The sequence below is a fragment of the Moorena sp. SIO3B2 genome (assembly GCF_010692525.1).
Taxonomy (GTDB): domain Bacteria; phylum Cyanobacteriota; class Cyanobacteriia; order Cyanobacteriales; family Coleofasciculaceae; genus Moorena; species Moorena producens.
In genome coordinates this window covers 1-2278 of record NZ_JAAHHE010000682.1, presented here as the reverse complement: position 1 = coordinate 2278, position 2278 = coordinate 1, and the positions used below count along the sequence as shown (strand labels likewise).

At 45.3% G+C, this 2278-nt stretch carries 1 protein-coding gene; it reads right to left on the bottom strand.

All coding sequences use genetic code 11. The annotated features are described in order from the left end of the window. Window positions 1-45: 45 nt before the first annotated feature. On the bottom strand, window positions 46-1593 hold the full coding sequence (locus F6K38_RS39780; RefSeq protein ID WP_044492710.1) for a reverse transcriptase domain-containing protein: 1548 nt from the start codon (window positions 1591-1593) through the stop codon (window positions 46-48). Window positions 1594-2278 lie beyond the last annotated feature (685 nt).

Here is a 2278-nt window from a genome sequence, read left to right as displayed (position 1 = left end):
CCTCCGCTTCAGAACCGTACGTGCGACTTTCATCGCATACGGCTCCTAGATATCCTCTCCTTTCGGAGTGCTCCAGTGTATCTGTTGGTGGCAGCTCTGGTGGACTGCTAATAGGTTCTTTTTCTTCCAATTGTCGTGGTTTCCATCAATGTGGTGGAGATGTACAGTTTGGTCTTCTTTGAACCTCAATCCACAGTGTCCACAGGAATGGTTTTGCTTTTTCAAGGCATCTGAAGTAGCTCCGGAGTATAGTTGTGAATTGCGATTACTCCAGTAGACCAGGTCTCCGTCATATGGTGACTTGGTTCCCTTAACATTAACGTGCTGGTTTTGTTTATACCCTACCTTCGGGAATGCTTTATTGCATAGTTTAGTAGCTCTATACCGACTTACTTTTTTTTCCTTTCGGAACTTTCGGTGGGCAGTTTTACTAATAAACCATAATGTATCCCGAGAGTTGCTCATATCGCAACTGCTGTGGTAGTTTCTCCAACCTCGTACTATCGGGGCTAACTTCTTAGCTTTTAATTCAGCACCATAGTTCGAGCTATTGATTATGGCTTTTACTTTGTCACGGAGTTTAGCGAAGTTTTCCGCTGAGGGAATGCTTCGGAATTTTCCGTTTTGCTGGACGCGGAATTTCCACCCCAGAAAGTCAAATCCATCTGTCGTTTTGGTGAGCTTAGTCTTTTCTTCATTGATTTCCATCCCACGCTCTGCTAAGAAGTTTTTGATTTTATTCATTATCTTCTCAGCATTATCTTTTGGCTTTAGGATTATTACCATATCGTCCGCATAACGCAGACTAGTGTGTATTTCTTCTATTCCGTTAAGTGCTATATTTGCTAGCAAAGGGCTGACTACACCTCCCTGTGGGGTGCCTTGCTCCGGGAATCCTGGATTTATTCCAGCTTTAAGACAGCGGAATATTCCCAATTTGATAGATGCTGGAGCTATGAGTCTCTTCATAATTGAGGAGTGTGATATACGGTCGTTCGCGAAGCGTGGCCTACGGCCAAAGCACTTTTTAATGTCTAATTCGATGACCCTTTTTGTGATTCCGTTACAGTCTGATTTTAGGTGCAGTTGTAGGCGTTTTTGTACGTCTTGGGCACATCGTCCTGTGCGGAATCCGTAACTGTTTGCACTGAAGGTGGCTTCATGAGCTGGTTCCAGTGCATATTTAATCAGACATTGCCAGGCTCTATCGGCGAGGGTTGGTATTTTCAACATCCTTACTTTTCCGTTCTTTTTAGGGATTGGAATTTCACGAAGTCGATTATGCTTCCAGTCTGAGGCATGATCGTTCAATGTTTCTACCAATTCAGCACGCTGTCTGTAGTTGAGGCTTAACTGGCCATCAACTCCAGCCGTTTTCTTCCCTTTGTTTAGCTGTGACACTTGACGGACGGCCAAAAGTTGCGCTGATCGGGATTTCAGTATCAGTTTCTGTAGAGACCTGGCTTTCTTCAAATCTCCGGATCGAACTGCTTTGTATACTCGCTTTTGTAGGCGGAACAAGTTTTGTTGGTGTTTCTTCCAACTCTGACTTTTCCATAGGTCACTAGATCTATTTGACATGTGTCTACCCATACTCTCTTAGAGTTTGTATATTCTGAATACCCGCAGCCAGTTTTTCGACTGCATCCTACCCGGCAATAGGGATTAAGCGAGGCATTGCTTACTAGGGTTACGACCGTTCCCTAGACCTAGTATTGTTGCCGTTTTTACTCGTTCCATTCGTTAGATTGTTGTGACGATTTAGGGCTGTCCATTTTGCCTATCCTTTTCTCGGAGATTACAACTGTCGGGCTAAAAACGTTGTGAGAATTAAAGGATAAAGTCTCGCATATACTAGTCAGATTGCGGCTTTGCTATCAGACACTTTTTCAGGACATTCGCTACTGTTACCCATGTCGTCTTCCCTTTAGCGGCAGTGTGGCACATCTGATTTACCTCTGATTCCGCCCTGGTGCCAGCTTCACTCTGCAAGATGTCGCTTGCTCGGTGTGGCCAAGATAGGGTGTCACATATCTCCTCATGGGGTCGGGTTTTCACCGCCATCCGAACGAATAGTTATGAATTCGGGGTTTTCCCCGCGAATCCCCTGAGTCATACCCCTTTCGTTACGAAAGGCTCCCACTCAGAACGAGCCGCACTAGCCCTTGGCATCAGCAGGGTTCTCGAACCGAGCGAAAACGACTGGTGGCATCGGTCGTAACAACCTAACCACCACCCATGGGTATAGGTGTTGACTATCGGACATAATAAGTTATCT